At 65.0% G+C, this 14,879-nt stretch carries 13 protein-coding genes; 5 read left to right on the top strand and 8 right to left on the bottom strand.

Going from position 1 to position 14,879, the window contains the following annotated elements:
* Position 1: 1 nt before the first annotated feature.
* The 4 genes from ABH922_RS17775 to ABH922_RS17760 form a co-directional block, all read right to left on the bottom strand.
* Entirely contained in the window at positions 2–2,179 is a 2,178-nt protein-coding gene (locus tag ABH922_RS17775; RefSeq protein ID WP_424808166.1) for an AAA family ATPase, read from the bottom strand.
* A 23-nt stretch (positions 2,180–2,202) separates the two neighbouring features.
* Positions 2,203–3,087, bottom strand: coding sequence for a CDP-alcohol phosphatidyltransferase family protein (locus tag ABH922_RS17770; RefSeq protein ID WP_424808165.1), 885 nt, complete (start codon positions 3,085–3,087; stop codon positions 2,203–2,205).
* Positions 3,084–3,797 (bottom strand): phosphatidylserine decarboxylase, encoded by a 714-nt coding sequence (locus ABH922_RS17765; protein ID WP_424808164.1) that lies wholly within the window; start codon positions 3,795–3,797, stop codon positions 3,084–3,086. The genes ABH922_RS17770 and ABH922_RS17765 overlap by 4 nt, the downstream gene beginning before the upstream one ends.
* A 279-nt stretch (positions 3,798–4,076) precedes the next feature.
* Positions 4,077–4,541, bottom strand: a complete 465-nt coding sequence (locus tag ABH922_RS17760) for an SRPBCC family protein (protein WP_424808163.1) — start codon at positions 4,539–4,541, stop codon at positions 4,077–4,079.
* Positions 4,542–4,783: 242 nt separating this feature from the next.
* Between ABH922_RS17760 and ABH922_RS17755 the strand changes: the two genes are divergently transcribed.
* Both ABH922_RS17755 and ABH922_RS17750 read left to right on the top strand, forming a co-directional pair.
* The gene (locus tag ABH922_RS17755) at positions 4,784–5,767 is read left to right on the top strand and encodes a hypothetical protein (RefSeq protein ID WP_424808162.1); all 984 of its coding nucleotides are present in this window, start codon (positions 4,784–4,786) and stop codon (positions 5,765–5,767) included.
* Positions 5,768–5,899: 132 nt separating this feature from the next.
* Complete coding sequence (locus ABH922_RS17750; protein ID WP_424809709.1) at positions 5,900–7,303, top strand: amino acid permease; 1,404 nt, start codon at positions 5,900–5,902, stop codon at positions 7,301–7,303.
* On the opposite strand, the gene ABH922_RS17745 is transcribed toward ABH922_RS17750, so the two are convergent.
* Both ABH922_RS17745 and ABH922_RS17740 read right to left on the bottom strand, forming a co-directional pair.
* Positions 7,275–8,528, bottom strand: coding sequence for an NAD(P)/FAD-dependent oxidoreductase (locus ABH922_RS17745; RefSeq protein WP_424808161.1), 1,254 nt, complete (start codon positions 8,526–8,528; stop codon positions 7,275–7,277). The genes ABH922_RS17750 and ABH922_RS17745 overlap by 29 nt on opposite strands.
* A gap of 149 nt (positions 8,529–8,677) precedes the next feature.
* Positions 8,678–9,823 carry a PucR family transcriptional regulator gene (locus ABH922_RS17740; protein WP_424808160.1) on the bottom strand — a complete coding sequence of 382 codons (1,146 nt, stop codon included), beginning with the start codon at positions 9,821–9,823 and terminating at the stop codon, positions 8,678–8,680.
* Positions 9,824–9,904: 81 nt separating this feature from the next.
* Between ABH922_RS17740 and ABH922_RS17735 the strand changes: the two genes are divergently transcribed.
* The 3 genes from ABH922_RS17735 (at position 9,905) to groL (ending at position 13,192) form a co-directional block, all read left to right on the top strand.
* Positions 9,905–10,690, top strand: coding sequence for an HAD-IIA family hydrolase (locus ABH922_RS17735; RefSeq protein ID WP_424808159.1), 786 nt, complete (start codon positions 9,905–9,907; stop codon positions 10,688–10,690).
* Positions 10,691–10,770: 80 nt separating this feature from the next.
* A complete protein-coding gene (locus ABH922_RS17730; protein WP_424808158.1) occupies positions 10,771–11,325 on the top strand; it encodes a DUF6764 family protein in 555 nt (184 codons plus the stop codon).
* A 241-nt stretch (positions 11,326–11,566) separates the two neighbouring features.
* Entirely contained in the window at positions 11,567–13,192 is a 1,626-nt protein-coding gene (groL, locus tag ABH922_RS17725; RefSeq protein ID WP_424808157.1) for a chaperonin GroEL, read from the top strand.
* Positions 13,193–13,383: 191 nt separating this feature from the next.
* On the opposite strand, the gene ABH922_RS17720 is transcribed toward groL, so the two are convergent.
* Together ABH922_RS17720 and ABH922_RS17715 are read right to left on the bottom strand one after the other, a co-directional pair.
* Positions 13,384–14,226: a DUF559 domain-containing protein gene (locus tag ABH922_RS17720; RefSeq protein WP_424808156.1), complete on the bottom strand. Its 843-nt coding sequence runs from the start codon at positions 14,224–14,226 to the stop codon at positions 13,384–13,386.
* 261 nt (positions 14,227–14,487) lie between these two features.
* The gene (locus tag ABH922_RS17715) at positions 14,488–14,838 is read right to left on the bottom strand and encodes a DoxX family protein (RefSeq protein WP_424808155.1); all 351 of its coding nucleotides are present in this window, start codon (positions 14,836–14,838) and stop codon (positions 14,488–14,490) included.
* Between the last annotated feature and the right edge of the window lie 41 nt (positions 14,839–14,879).

Genomic DNA, 14,879 nt, shown 5'->3' with positions numbered 1-14,879 from the left:
TCTACCCGCGGTTGTCCGCGTAAGCCTTCAGGTGCGCCACTTGCTCGGGATCGAGTGAGGGGCGCACCTTTTCGCGTGCAACGGCGACATCGTCCGCGGTGACGTCGGCCGCATCCATGCTCCGCCGCATCGCGGCCAGCGCGGCCTCTCGTAGCAGCGCCGAGCAGTCGGCGGCGGAGTAGCCGTCGAGATCGACTGCCAACGCGCTCAGATCGACGTCGCTCGCCAGCGGAACCGACTTGCCCGCCGCCTTCAGGATCGCTTCGCGGGCCTGCGCGTCCGGCGGCGGCACGAACACCAGACGCTCGAGTCGTCCGGGTCGCAGCAGCGCCGGGTCGATGAGATCGGGTCGGTTGGTGGCGCCGAGCACCACGACGTCGCGGAGCGGTTCGACGCCGTCCATCTCGGTCAGCAGTGCGGCGACGACGCGATCGGAGACGCCGGAGTCCGAACTCTGTCCACGTCGCGGCGCCAAGGCGTCGATCTCGTCGAGGAAGATCAGGGACGGTGCACTGTCGCGGGCGCGTTGGAACAGTTGGCGAACTGCTTTCTCGGAGGCCCCCACCCACTTGTCCATCAGCTCGGCGCCTTTCACGGCGTGCACGCTGAGGTGTCCTGAGCTGGCCAGTGCCCGAACGAGATACGTCTTACCGCAGCCGGGTGGTCCGTAGAGTAGGACGCCGCGCGGCGGGTCGACGCCGAGGCGGGTGAACGAATCAGGGTGCTGCAGAGGCCAGAGCACTGCCTCGGTGAGTGCCTGTTTGGTCTCGACCATGTCGCCGACGTCGTCGAGGGTGACACTGCCGATGGACAGTTCCTCGGTGCTCGACCGGGAGAGCGGACGTATCACGGCGAGCGCGCCGATCAGATCGCTCTGCGCGATTTCCGGTGTCCGGGATTCTTTCGAGGCGCGGGTGGCGGCACGGAGTGCAGCTTCGCGGCACAGCGCGGCGAGGTCGGCGACGACAAATCCGGGTGCGCGCGCGGCAATGGCGTCCAGATCGAGGGTTCCGGTGGGGATTCTGCGTAGCAGTAGTTCGAGCAAAGCCTTGCGGGTCGCTCCGTCCGGAAGGGTCAGTGTCAGTTCACGATCGCACAGGTCGGGGGAGCGTAGCCGGGCGTCTACCGCTTCGGGATGCGCCGAGGTCGCGACGAAGGCGACACCGGGGGTGCCGACGGCGAGTCGAAGCTGTTCGAGGATCAGGGCCGATACGGGTTCGGCGGTGGCAGGCAGAAGGGCGTCGATGTCGGTGATCAGGAGCACGCCGCCACTGCGTACCGCGGAAACGGCGTCGACTATTCGTTGTAATCGCGTATTGGCTTCCGTGGCACCGACTCCGGGACCGTCGAGTTCGATCACCTGACGATCGGCGACAACGGCACGGGCGAGAGTCGCCTTTCCTACGCCTGCCGGACCGGTGACGAGGACGCCGAGGTTCGGCGCTGCGCCGAGGGTGCGCAGCAACTCCGGCTCGTCGAGTGCCAGGCCGAGCCATTCGGTCAGTTTTGCCGCTTGCGTCGTTGCTCCGACCAGATGGTCGAGGGGGATGGCAGGTGGGGGTTCGGGGACACTCGACGGAGCGGCCGTCGGCGTGGTAATCGCGGGTGAACCGCCGATCGCCGTACCCCAGTTCACCGCGGAGTTGGGTTGTACGCTCACCGGGCCACCCGCGGGCTCCACCGCGGTGACCGTCAACAGTTCACTGGTCCAGGCAATTCCGAATGTGCGTGAGAGTGCCTGAGTGGCTTCGACGGTGCTGGTTCCGGGGCCCAGATCTCGGGGCAGCAGTGACACGGTGTCACCGACACTGACCACCTTGCCCAGCAAGGCCTGCCGCAACACGGCCGCGCTGATCGACGCGGTGGCCATCGAGGAGCCGGTGACCGACACCGAGCGGGCGCCGTACACCGTCGCCGGCCCCACCACCACAGCGGAGTTCTCGGTGATCCCCACGTTGGACATGGTGACGTCGTCGAGCAGGATGGTGCCGGCCGGCGAGTCGGACGGGGCGCGGCCGGCCACCGTCGCGGTGGCCCGGGCACCCACCAACGAGATGGCGTCCCATTCTCGGATACCCAACGCCGCCAACGCTTCGGGGTGCAGGCGAACCACACCGCGTCGAAGGTCGGCGGCGGAGGTGTTGAGTCGGACGGTGAGGGCGAGTTCCGGCGAAGTCACCCCTCGAGACTACGTGTGCGCCCTCAGCGGGGGCGCCGCAATCCCAGACGCGCCGCGGAGCGACGGCCACCGGTCGGCGGTTGACGTCGGATGGCCCGCCGCTCGGACGGTTTGATGTCCCACGTTTCCGGACGTGCCGCCACCCATCGCTTGGAGTGGATCGCGAAGGGGATGTGGGCGAGGTAGACCGCGATCAGCACGATCAACAGAATGTACGGGAAGGTGACCAGCGCGGCGGCGGCCAATGCCACCAGAACCAACAGTCCGATCGCCATGTGCGGCGGCACCGAGAAGGATTTCATCGCCAAAGTCGGTATCCGACTGACGATCAGGGCAGCCGACAGCAACGTCCAACACACCACGGCCGGGTACGACGACCACCATCCGTCGCCCCATTGAGAATCGGCGGCCAGCGGGGTGAGTGCGATCAAGGCTCCGGCGGGCGCCGGAACGCCGACGAAGTACTCGCGGGCGTACGCTGGCACCCCGTCGTCGTCGAGCAAGGTGTTGAATCGGGCGAGCCGCAACACGATGCTCACCGCGTAGACGAGCGCGACGATCCAACCGAAACTGGTGCCGTCCAACAACGTCACGTAGAGCACCAGGGCCGGTGCCACGCCGAAGGAGATGGCGTCGGCCAGCGAGTCGAGTTCGGCGCCGATCTTGCTCGTGGCGTCGAGCAGGCGCGCGATGCGACCGTCCAACGCGTCGAGGATCGCTGCCGCTCCGATCATCGCGAGGGCCGTACCCGGCTGTCCGTCGAGGGCGAACTTGACGGCGGACAGACCGGCGCACAGTGCCAGGATCGTCACCACCGACGGCAGTAACCGAACTGCCTGAGTGCGTTTCGGCGGTTTCACCGCCGCCCCGGGTTTTTTCGTGGCGGGTTTGATCCTCGGCGTTTTCATGGCAGTTGAGCGATGACGGTTTCGGCACCGATGGTGCGCTGACCCGGCTGCACCAGCAGCGTCGTGCCGATCGGGAAGTAGGTGTCGACGCGTGAACCGAAGCGGATCAGCCCGTAGGTGTCGCCGATCGGAAGGGTGTCGCCGATCTTCGCGTCGCATACGATGCGACGCGCCAGCAGTCCGGCGATTTGGACCACGGCTACGTCGTGACCGTCCGCGGTTTCGAGCAGCATGCTGTTGCGTTCGTTGACCTCGCTGGCATCGGCAAGATCGGCGGAGAGGAACTTACCTGCCTGGTGCACGACGTTCTTGACGGTGCCACCGACAGGGCTGCGCTGGACGTGGACGTCCAGGACCGACAGGAAGATGCTGACACGCGGGCGCGCTTGGTTGCCGAGATTCAGCTCTGCGGGCGGCACGGCGTTGTCGACCAGGGCCACCTCGCCGTCGGCAGGAGCGACGACGACGCCGATGCGATTGGGCGGAACCCGGTGTGGATGGCGGAAGAACGTGGCGCAGGCGGCAGCAGCGCCCAGACCCGCTCGGCGCACCCACTTGCGGTTTCGTCCCACTACGGCCACGCCCAGGGGTGCCAGGACGAATGGCAGACCGGCCGGATGCAGAGGCGGGATCGCATGACGAACCAGATCGACGAAATGTCCGATCCCGGTCGGTTGCGGGGTACCGGGTGGAGTGGGTCGGCGTGCCACGGGCTCCTCTAACTGTTCGTTGATCGGGCGCCGGCCGCACAGGCAGTGCGGGGCGGTCGGGCAATGAACAGATTACGTGAGGAGGTCGGTGATCATGCTCGCACGGGGAACGCGGGTCAGTGGTGCGCGCCACATTCCGGACGCTCGGAGGTGTGTGAACGGACGGCTTGCCCGGGTCCCCGCGCCGGCGTCGGGCCACGTTCTCGCACGTCGACCGTTGCGGAGCGGTCCGCGGCCGGGTGCGGGGCCGCGGCGGCGAGATGAGCGCTCGGTGTGGTGTCAGGCGCGCACGGTTGCCTCGGCTTCGCGCTTGACGTGGGCGAGGGTGGCGTTCATGCCGTCGACGAGTTCGACCTCGAAGTCGTCGTTGCCCCCGAGGACGGTCTTGATCAGGAGCTGCGAGACCTTGGAGGTTCCGGTCGGGGCTTCGCGGCGCTCGGTGACCTTGGTGCCGGTTTCGGTGGCCTCGAGCTCGTACGACCAGATCGTTCGGTTCTCGGCGACTCGGAACGCCACCGACTTGTTGGGCTCGAAGCGTACGACCCGTGACGTCGTCGGCCAGACGAGAAGGCCCTTGCGGTTGACGTTGATCGTCCTGGCACCTTCGCGGACCGTCCCGCCCACGACTTTCATGACCTTGCATTGCGGGCTCCACTCGCCCATGCGCTGTAGGTCGGCGACGATTGCCCAGACGTCCTGCGGCGACGCGTCGATGTCGATACTTGCTTCGAGGGTGTTGGACAAGGTCTCACTCCAGTCATTTGTGGTACGCCGAGTTACAAATACTTTGACCTATCGTAAGGTATCCGTCAACGGGCATTGTGCCCCAGGTCACTTGCGTGAACAGTGTTGCGCAATACGGATATTTATCGTAATACGGATATAGTGCGGTTCCGGCCCGATTTCACCTGGTGGACACTTGCGGCCACGAGTTGATCGTGTGCGGTGGTACCAGGCTCCAGACAGACCGGACGAAGGAGTTCCGAGTGAATCGGACCATCGAACTGGCGGAACTTCTCGATCTCGCGCTACGTGGCCGGATCGCGACCGTTGCCGAGCTCGCCGCAGTCACCGGACGATCAGCCGTCGAGACGGAACGAGACGTATCGCAGCTCGAATACCTCGGCTTCGTCTCGGTCGCGGACGGAACCATCAGTTACCGGCGCCCGGACGCGACCATCGCCGACGTCACTCAACGGATCCTGACCGGTTTGACGCGCGATCTCGACGACGGCATCGCCAAAACTCACGGCATTCTGAAGACGCTTCCGACATTGTTGCAAGCCTGGCAGCACGGTGACACCGACGTTCACGGCCTACCCGTCGATGTCATGCACGGGCCGCTCGCGGCCGCGGACATGTACCAATCGCAGGCCTGCCGCTCCACGCCCCGAGCCTCCTATACGTGCGTGCCCGACACCACGCCGCTGAATACGGTGCTCGGTGAAACCGGGCCGGGTTCGATCTGGGACGAAAATTCCGGAACGGACCACGACATCCGACTGATCGTCGGTACCGCCGCCGCGAATACCGAGTTGGGGCGCACCGGACTCGGGTGCGAGGTCAATGCGGGCTCCCAGGTGCGGATGCATCCGAATCCGCCGAGTTTCTTCTGGATACTCGACCATGGGAGCATCGGAATCCCTTTCGAGTGGGGGCAAGCCCGGCCCGGCAGCATCATGTCCGTTCGATCACCCGAACTCGCTGCGGTGATGACGTGGATCTTCCACCGCATCTGGGAGGAATCGGTGCCTGTCGTCGCGCACGACCGCCGGTGGGAGCACCCGTGGGATCCGATACTGAAACTGATGAACACCGGTCAGACGATGGAATCGGCCTCTCTGGCTTTGGGGTTGACCTCCAGAACCGGTCGTAGACGGGTATCCGACGCCATGCGTCACTACGGTGTGTCGAGTCAGTTCTCGCTCGGCGCCGCGTGGAACGCAGCCCGCGGTCCGTCCGGCGGATGAGGGCAACGCCGTAGTGCACGGGCTTCGGCCGGGGTTCACGGGGATGCTCTCCCGGGTTTGTCCGAGACAGTCGACGCCGTAGTGGACAATGGTGCCCGCAACTTTGTGTGGACCGTCCGACTGGAGAACCGAGTGAACACCGACGCCGAAACGTTGACCGACAAAACGGGCGGTCTCCAACGAGGTTTGACGGCGCGCCATATCCGCTTCATCGCGCTCGGCTCGGCCATCGGAACGGGCCTGTTCTACGGCTCCGCCGAAGCGATCAAGCGGGCCGGGCCATCGGTGCTCCTGGCGTATCTGATCGGCGGCGTCGCGGTGTACCTGGTGCTGCGGGCGCTCGGTGAGATGGCTGTTCGCAATCCGGTGTCGGGCTCGTTCAGCGAGTACGCGAACAAGCACCTCGGTCCACTGGCCGGGTTCATGACCGGCTGGACCTATGCGTTCGAGATGGTCATCGTCTGTCTCGCAGACGTCACCGCCTTCGGAATCTACATGCAGTTCTGGTTCGAGGACGTGCCCAGATGGATTTGGGCGCTGGCCGCGGTGTTCTTCATCGGTGCGATAAACCTGTTGAGTGTCAAGGTTTTCGGCGAGATGGAATTCTGGTTCACGCTGGTGAAGATCACCGCGATCGTGGCGATGATCGTCGGCGGCATCGCCATCATCGTGTTCGGCTTCGGCGTGCACGACACCGACGTCGGAGTAACGAACCTCTTCTCGGACGGCGGATTCTTCGCCACCGGCCTCGGCGGATTCGTCGCCTGCTTCGCGATCGTGATGTTCGCATTCGGTGGTACCGAGATCATCGGCATCACCGCCGGTGAAGCCGAGGATCCGGCCACGACCATCCGCAAAGCGGTCAACACGGTTCCGGTGCGGATCATGGTCTTCTACATCTGCACCCTTGCCGTCATCATGGCGATCATCCCGTGGCAGAGCATCAACTCCGGCAACAGCCCGTTCGTGCAGATCTTCGAGAACCTGGGCCTGGGTATCGCCGCCACCATTCTCAACATCGTCGTCATCACCGCAGCGCTGTCCGCGATCAACAGCGACGTCTTCGGCGCGGGTCGAATGATGTTCGGCATGGCTCAGTCCGGTCACGCACCGCAGGTGATGAAGAAGGTGTCCCGCAACGGGGTGCCGTGGATGACGGTGGTCATCATGACGATCGCGCTACTGGTGGGAGTGCTCCTCAACTATCTGATCCCGGACAAGGTGTTCGTGGTCATCGCCTCGCTGGCCACGTTCGCCACCATCTTCGTGTGGATCATGATCTTGCTCTCGCAGTTTCGTTCACGACGCCAGATGAGCGCCGACGACACAGCGGCACTGAAGTTCCCAGTGCCGCTGTGGCCCTACGGCCAACTCTTCGCGATAGCGTTCCTGGCCTTCGTCGTAGTTCTGCTCGGTGTCATCTCCGACACCCGAGGTGCGCTGGCGGTCGGCGCGGGCTGGCTGGTTCTGCTGGCCGGCGCCTACTACCTGTGGGTCAAACCCGCGCTCAACGCAACGGATCGAAGTGACGCATGACGGTAGGCATCGTGCCGACGGTCATCGACTCCGCCACCATCTTCCCGGTCAACGGGCCCAAGGCGATTCCCCACATTCCATGACCGCCGGCAACGTGGACTCGCGGCGACTTCGTCGCACCGATCAACGGCAGACCGTCCGTCGTGCACGGGCGTGAGCCGACCCATTCCTCGTCGCGGGCAGTCCAGTCGATACCGGTCAGCATCGGCTTGGCGGCGTCGACGATCGCCTGCACCCGGCGCTGGTCCAGCGGTGCGTCCGGGCTGCGGAACTCCATCATCCCGGCGACGCGGAACCGATCGTGCAGCGGTGTGCACGCCACACGCTGGGTGGGGAAGTAGACGGGGTTCTTGGGCAGGTGGTCCGGTTTGACGCTGAAGCTGTAGCCACGGCCGGCTTGGACCAGCTTGCGGACCCCGAACGGGGCAGCCAACTTGTTGAGCCGTGCCCCACTCGAAATCACGACGGCGTCGGCCGCACGCGAATCGCCGTTGGCGGCGCGAACACCGGTTCCGGAGGCGTGATCGTCGATGCTCGCGACGTCGAAGCCGGTGACGATTTCGCCGCCGCGTTCGCGGACCGCGTCGGCCAGCGAGTTCACGAAGCGCGGTGGGTCGATGAACCGCTGTCCGCGTAACCGGATACCCGCCTTCACGCCTTGTCCCAAAGCAGGTTCGAGCGAATGGATGGCGTCGTGGTCGAGGAGATCGAAGTCGACGTCGCCGCCGCCGTCCTGCACGTGGCGGAACTCTGCGACCAGATTTTCGCGGTCCTTCTCGGAGGCGAACGCGGCCAGGAACGGATCGGCCAGGCGGGTCTGCTCCTGCACGCCACCGTCGGCGAGTTCGTCGAAGGCGCCCAACGCGGTTCTGTTGACCTCGAGGTACACCGACATCGCCTCCGCCCATTTGGCCGGGGTGCAGTGTCGGGCGAACCCGACCAGGAAGCGGATCAGTTTCAGATCGGTCGTCAGCGGTACGTACACCGGCGACGACGGGCTGAGCATCGCGCGCAACCCGTACTGCAGCACGGCGGGTTCGGGCAGCGGCAGAGTCAGGGCCGGAGCCAACCAGCCGGCATTACCCCAGCTGGCGTCGGCGGCAACGCCGTCCCGATCGACGACGGTGACCTCGACTCCACGTTCCTGGAGGAACCACGCCGTCGACAAACCCACCACACCTGCCCCGACGACGACCACACGGTCGGGGCTCTTGCCAGTTCCCATCTCGAACTCCTTCTGCTCGCTACCGAGGCGCCGGTCACACCGGCTCCGATCTCAAGCATGAGCTGCGAAGACGGCAAAAGCAGTGGCCGTTCGGCTACTGCGGATTCGACTTCGTTGTGGATTCGCACAACGAGGGTTCGGGGTCGACTTCAGCGCTCGAGTTTGAACTGCAGCATCAGGATCAGCCGAGTGTCGGCGTCACCGAGGTCGACGTCGCACATCTGCTTGCACCGTCTGATCCGGTTCCGCAACGTGTTGGGGTGAACGTGCAGTGCGGCCGACGAATGCGCGACGTCGCCGCCGTGGTCGAGGAACGCCTGTGCGGTGGCCACGAGATCGCTGCCGTGCTGGATGTCGTGGCGTCGCAGTGCGGCCAGCGGTGTGGTGTGCGCGAGTCCGCCCACGATGTCGGCGGCGTGCAGCGCCAGCACGGACGCGAGGGTCTCCTTCATGCCCGCGACCACTCCACCGACCCCGACGTATCGCAGGGCGCCGAGCACCCGGTCGGCATCGCCGCGTGAAAGATGGGCTGCGTCAGCAGATTCGACGGTACGTCCGACGGCCACGACGAACTGGGCGCCGCTACGTGCTCGGGTCAGGAAGTCGGTGGCCAGTCTTCGGGTCGTGAGTTCGTCGGCGGCCACCACCAGATAGAGGTTCCGGTCCAGCTCGGCCGCCACGGCGTCCACCGCGAGAGTGCCCAGGTACAGCCCCAGGGAGGCGGCAGACCCGGCCGGCGCCGGCCCCGAGACCGTGCCGACGGCAACGACGGTCAACGGGCCGGTCAGGCGCAGATCCTCGGCCGCCGCGGATGCGGACTGACCACCGCCGACGAGGGCGAGCACTCGACGGGACTGATCGAGTCGGGTGAGGTCGATTCGGTCACGCTCACTCGCGATACGTTCCGCGACGTGGGGGACTGCGGCACGAAGTACTGCTTCCTGTGCCGCGCTCGCCTCGCCGGTCAGTGCCACCCAGATGGAGCCCACCGGGCGGTCGTTCTCACGTACCGCGATGACCAGTCGCGGCGTCAACGCCGGATGGTCGAGGTCGACGTATATCGCGCCACTCTCGCGGCGCATCCTGTCGAATACTCCTGCTTCGGAGAGTAATTGACGGATCTTGCTGGGCACCTGGCGGCCCAGGATCGTGCCGATACGGGCCTCGTCCACTTCTTGAGCCCCGCCCGAATAGGCGAGCACCGTGGAGTTCTCGTCCTCGATGGTGACGGGGGCGCCCAGTAGTTCCGCCAACGATCCCGCGAGGGAGAAGAGATCGTCTGTACGCAGGTCCATGACCGTGGAGCCTACTGATCGACGTCCGTCTCCTACCAATTCTTCACGGCGAGCGGGCGCGGTCGAATATAGGCTGGGCGCATGGCCGACATCGAAGGTGTTCTGTTCGACATCGACGGCGTCCTGCTGACGTCCTGGCAGCCGATAGAGGGTGCGCACGCTGCAGTCGAGGAAGTGCGCCGGCTCGGTCTGGCATGCGGTTTCCTCACCAATACCACTTCACGCAGTTCGGCGCTGATCGCGCGCGGACTGTGCGAGGCGGGCATCGACGTCGATCCCTCGCAGATCGTCACCGCTGCCAGACTGACGGCGGAATACGTCAGATCCACGTATCCGGGGGCGCGGGCCTGGTTGCTCAACAGTGGAGACGTGGCAGAGGACCTCGACGGGATCGAGTTGGTCGAGAGTGATCCGGAGGTCGTCGTCCTCGGTGGTGCCGGTCCGGAGTTCACTCACGAGGCGTACAGCCGGGTGCTCGAGTTGTTGCTTGCCGGCGTCCCCGTCGTCGCCATGCACCGCGCGATGATGTGGGAGACGGAGGCGGGTCTGCGGGCGGACACCGGGACGTATCTGCCGGGCCTCGAGGAGGTCGCGGGCGTCAACATCGCGTCGGTGGGCAAACCGTCGCTCTCGGGGTTTCTGGCTGCCACCGAGTTGATGGGTGTCGACCCGGAGGCAACCGTCATGGTGGGCGATGATCTGACCGGTGACATCCTTTCGTCGCAAAGGGTCGGATTGACCGGAGTTCTGGTGCGTACCGGGAAGTTTCGGCAACCGATCCTCGATCTGGCACCGCAGAAACCCGACTACGTCATCGACTCCGTCGGGGACCTGCCCAAGCTCTTGGCAACCGTGCTCGAGTCGTGACCTGCAATGCGTGACGAACGTCCCGAGAGCGAGTACTCTCGCGCCCGAATCCATGATCGAATTCCGCTAAGGAGTCTTCTATGCCCCTGATCTCGTCAGCGTGGTCCCGCCGTTCGTCCGCTCGAGGAAATGGAACGTCCGGTAATCGATCAAGGGCCCGACTGGCGCGAACCGGGGCGGTGTTGACGGCCGGGCTGGGGCTCGCTGCCGGACTGGTTCTCGGCGGCGGCGTGGCATCCGCTGCGCCGGTCTCCTGCGTGTCGCCGCCGTTGGCGAACGACATCCAGGTTTCCGATACGGCCAGCTGCGGGGCGCAGGCCGTCGACGCCGGGCGCGCCCAGGCCGGCGCTGCCGACAGCGGAACGGCCGTCAGCGTCGCCGCCGACAACGGCTACACCAATACCTACGCCAACGGTTTCGGTACCGCCCTCGGCGCTTCTCGTGGTAACGGACAGGCTCAGGCTTTCGCCCTCGGTGGCGGGATCGCCCGGGCGGGTGCCGGAGACGGCAACAACACGTTCGCCGTTGCCGGATACGGCGCGGGTGCGACGGCAGACGCAAACGGCGTCAACTGTGTCGGACTTCTGTCGTTTGCCATCAATTTCAGTAACGGACAGTTCTGCATCGCGGGCTGACCCTCGACCTTGCACTCGCTTCGCTCGAGTGCTAAAAATGCAGTTGGCACTCGCGAACCGTGAGTGCCAGGTCGAGGCAGTGAGACCGGGAACCATAGACACCCCCGGTCGTCCGTCGCGGGCACTGACTCAGACCACAGGCGTAGATGGGTGACCAGGCAACCGGTCACCTTGTGCCGATGAGGTGGCCCGACGAGCGGTCATCTTGTGTGTCACCCCCTATCCGGAGGATCACTTCGCAATGGCAAAGATCATCGCGTTCGACGAAGAGGCACGTCGCGGCCTCGAGCGAGGCCTCAATGCCCTCGCCGACGCTGTCAAGGTGACGTTGGGCCCCAAGGGTCGCAACGTTGTTCTCGAAAAGAAGTGGGGCGCCCCCACGATCACCAATGACGGTGTTTCCATCGCCAAGGAGATCGAACTCGACGACCCGTACGAGAAGATCGGTGCCGAGCTCGTCAAGGAGGTCGCCAAGAAGACCGACGACGTCGCAGGCGACGGCACCACCACCGCTACCGTCCTCGCACAGGCACTGGTTCGCGAAGGCCTGCGTAACGTCGCAGCCGGCGCCAACCCGCTCGGCCTCAAGCGCGGCATCGAGAAGGCTGTCGAGGCTGTCACAGCTCGCCTGCTCGAGACCGCCAAGGAGATCGACACCAAGGAGCAGATCGCTGCTACCGCCGGTATTTCCGCCGGCGACCCGTCCATCGGCGAGCTCATCGCCGAGGCCATGGACAAGGTCGGCAAGGAAGGCGTCATCACGGTCGAGGAGTCCAACACCTTCGGCCTGCAGCTCGAGCTCACCGAGGGCATGCGCTTCGACAAGGGCTACATCTCGGCGTACTTCGCCACCGATGCAGAGCGTCAGGAAGCCGTCCTCGAAGACGCGTACATCCTGCTCGTCAGCTCCAAGATCTCCACGGTCAAGGATCTGCTTCCCCTGCTGGAGAAGGTCATCCAGTCCGGTAAGCCGCTGCTGATCATCGCCGAGGACGTCGAGGGCGAAGCTCTCTCCACCCTGGTGGTCAACAAGATCCGTGGCACCTTCAAGTCTGTTGCCGTCAAGGCTCCCGGCTTCGGTGACCGTCGCAAGGCTCAGCTCGCCGACATCGCCATCCTCACCGGTGGCGAGGTCATCAGCGAAGAGGTCGGCCTCTCCTTGGAGACCGCAGGCCTCGAGCTGCTCGGCCAGGCACGCAAGGTCGTCATCACCAAGGACGAGACCACCATCGTCGAAGGTGCCGGCGACGCCGATGCCATCGCCGGTCGCGTCAGCCAGATCCGCGCCGAGATCGAGAACAGCGATTCCGATTACGACCGTGAGAAGCTGCAGGAGCGTCTGGCCAAGCTGGCCGGTGGCGTTGCAGTCATCAAGGCCGGCGCTGCTACCGAGGTCGAGCTCAAGGAGCGCAAGCACCGCATCGAAGATGCTGTGCGTAACGCCAAGGCAGCCGTCGAAGAGGGAATCGTCGCCGGTGGCGGCGTTGCACTTCTCCAGGCAGCTCCCGCTCTGGACGCCCTCAAGCTCGAAGGTGACGAGGCAACCGGCGCGAACATCGTTCGCGTTGCACTGTCCGCTCCGCTCAAGCAGATCGCATTCAACGCCGGCCTCGAGCCTGGCGTTGTCGCGGACAAGGTCTCCAACCTGCCCGCAGGTCACGGCCTCAACGCTGCGACCAACGAGTACGGCGACCTCCTCGCTGCAGGCATCAACGACCCGGTCAAGGTCACCCGCTCGGCACTGCAGAACGCAGCGTCCATCGCGGCTCTGTTCCTGACCACCGAGGCCGTTGTCGCCGACAAGCCGGAGAAGGCCGGAGCGCCTGCAGGCGATCCGACCGGCGGCATGGGCGGCATGGACTTCTGAGTCCGTTTCCCCAGCTCCACCTTTGAGCCGGCCCACCCCTTGCGGGGTGGGCCGGCTTTTTTGTGCGGCCGGGGTGGGTTGTGGTGGGCGGGTGTGCACCGGGGTGGAGGTTAGGTGGCCGAATGTGAATGTGTACGGGTGCTTGGGTGCGGCTGCGGCTGGGTTAGGTGGTGGCCGGGTGAGGTGGCGTTTCAAGCCCGCCGACTGCGTCGCCGCTTGCGTACGACGCGAATGATGTCGTCCACCACCATGTCCAGGTGAGCCGTTGCTGTCGCGGCGGAGTACCGCAGGATTCGCCAATCCGCGTCGATCAGGGCATTCCGGCGTCGCCGGTCGTGGTCGAACACGTCCGGATCGATATGGAATTCGCGGCCGTCGATCTCGACGATCACCCGCCCGCGACGGCAGATCAGATCACCGTAGTAGCGGCCGACGTGACCGTTGATCTCGAGTGGAAAGTTACGCGCGGAGAGCTCGCGCGCCACCACCCGTTCGGCTTCCGACAAAGTTTGTGGACAGCACAGTCGAAGTTGTTCGCGCACAGCGGGTATCCCGTGCATACCTTTCACGCTCTCGCAGTGTCTTGCTATCGCCTTCCAATCAACTCGAGTCGAAATCGCCGAGTCGAAGAGCGCTTCCAGTTCGGGCCGGGTGAGCATCGTCGCCGCGTCGACGAAGCATTGCTCTATCGGCACCACCGGTAGCCCGTGAGACAGGTGCGATGTTGCGGGGGTCTCGCGCCGATGCAGCACGACCCAGTCCGGTCCTCGTATTTGTGCGGTGCGCGGGACCGTTGCCTCGACGATGCTCTGCGGTTGGGGGAGTAGACCCCACAGCCAGGCCCCGGTGCTGTGGCTGAGGATCGCATCCGGTTTCCAGAGCACGAGCGCCGAGCACAGATCGAAGTAGTCGGGTTCCGTCGTGGAGTAGATCGACGGCAGTATTCGGATAAGTCTGCCAGACCGGACGGCTCGGGAGATGGAGCTGCCGCTCATTCCTTGTGCAAGTAGTTGCGTTCTCGTGTGAATCGCCACGAGATCACTCTTGCGCGTGTGCGGTCCTTGCCATCGCCACCGAGCGCGTCTGTGGATACAGCAGGGTCGTGTGGATCGACCGGTCTCATGCATGGTCCCAAAGCGGGCGACGGGTGAAGTGCCTTTTCTGCCGGCTTACACGGTCCTAGCCCCGTCGTGGCGAGATGAGGTTCGAGGGTGGCGGCCGAATTTGCCGGAGCAGCGCCTGCCTGTCGACGGATGTATTCGAGCGACAGCGCGTCGCCAAGACGGCCGCAACAGTCAGGAGGAAAGAATTCGTAAAAAGAAGGTGACAATTGCGACGACGGCCAGAAAGGCGGCCGGGCCGATTCCGGCGGTGTCCTTGACACGGAGATGGGCGACGACGGCACCGGCGAAATACAGGATGACGCCGAGGGCTGCCGCGACGCCGACGGGCCAGGCGAAGAGTCCGACGACCAACCCGACGGCGCCGAGGATTTCGATGTACGCCAACCACGCGATCTTGTCGGGCGAAACTCCGACGTGTTCCATGATCGGGATGACTTTGGGGTTCTTGGTCAGCTTCCCCACAGCGGAGAAAGAAAGCGAAACCGCCAGGAACAGAGAAATCACAATGGTTGCGATGAACATCGACTCAGGCCCGTCTATCGTGTTTGCGGATTCGGGCGCTG

Source organism: Rhodococcus sp. 27YEA15, assembly GCF_049739425.1.
In the GTDB taxonomy this organism is placed as follows: domain Bacteria; phylum Actinomycetota; class Actinomycetes; order Mycobacteriales; family Mycobacteriaceae; genus Rhodococcus_F.
This window is presented reverse-complemented; position numbering and strand designations above follow the sequence as displayed.

Bases quoted from the DNA above. Each gene is read 5' to 3' on its own strand.
- ABH922_RS17770 (WP_424808165.1), bottom strand. From the start codon at position 3,087: ATGAAAACGCCGAGGATCAAACCCGCCACGAAAAAACCCGGGGCGGCG.
- ABH922_RS17745 (WP_424808161.1), bottom strand. From the start codon at position 8,528: ATGGGAACTGGCAAGAGCCCCGACCGTGTGGTCGTCGTCGGGGCAGGT.
- ABH922_RS17740 (WP_424808160.1), bottom strand. From the start codon at position 9,823: ATGGACCTGCGTACAGACGATCTCTTCTCCCTCGCGGGATCGTTGGCG.
- ABH922_RS17735 (WP_424808159.1), top strand. From the start codon at position 9,905: ATGGCCGACATCGAAGGTGTTCTGTTCGACATCGACGGCGTCCTGCTG.
- ABH922_RS17730 (WP_424808158.1), top strand. From the start codon at position 10,771: ATGCCCCTGATCTCGTCAGCGTGGTCCCGCCGTTCGTCCGCTCGAGGA.
- groL (WP_424808157.1), top strand. From the start codon at position 11,567: ATGGCAAAGATCATCGCGTTCGACGAAGAGGCACGTCGCGGCCTCGAG.
- ABH922_RS17715 (WP_424808155.1), bottom strand. From the start codon at position 14,838: ATGTTCATCGCAACCATTGTGATTTCTCTGTTCCTGGCGGTTTCGCTT.